This is a genomic window from Streptomyces sp. P17 (genome assembly GCF_032436805.1).
In the GTDB taxonomy this organism is placed as follows: Bacteria; Actinomycetota; Actinomycetes; order Streptomycetales; family Streptomycetaceae; genus Streptomyces.
In genome coordinates this window covers 1-328 of the sequence record NZ_JAVRBF010000518.1, presented here as the reverse complement: position 1 = coordinate 328, position 328 = coordinate 1, and the positions used below count along the sequence as shown (strand labels likewise).

Sequence of the window (328 nt, the reverse complement as noted above, 5' to 3'; positions counted from 1 at the left end):
GGCAAGTAGGTAGACTCACTAGCTTTTTGAATGACAGCGTGCAGGTAAGCGTAACAGAGTTGGCAGCTAGCCCCGGTGCTGAGTTTTCGCTTACTAAACTAACCCGCGCAGACGCCATCAATCGCTTAAGAGCAAACCTGAACGTTAGTGAACAAGGCGGTGGCAACAGCAGCACCGGTATTTTGCGCCTGACACTCAAGGGCCAAAACCGAGAAGAAATTCGCGAAACGCTAGATGCCGTGACAGAAACGTTCCTAACACAAAACGTAGAGCGTCAATCTGCAGAAGCAGAGCAAAGCTTGGCGTTTCTAGAAGAGCAGCTGCCTGA

The 328-nt window shown here is 50.6% G+C and carries 1 protein-coding gene; it reads left to right on the top strand.

The genetic code is table 11. From position 1 onward, the window contains the following. Nucleotides 1-26: 26 nt before the first annotated feature. The coding region (locus RMT89_RS41945) for a hypothetical protein (RefSeq protein WP_315889008.1) at nt 27-328 on the top strand (302 nt) is incomplete at its 3' end.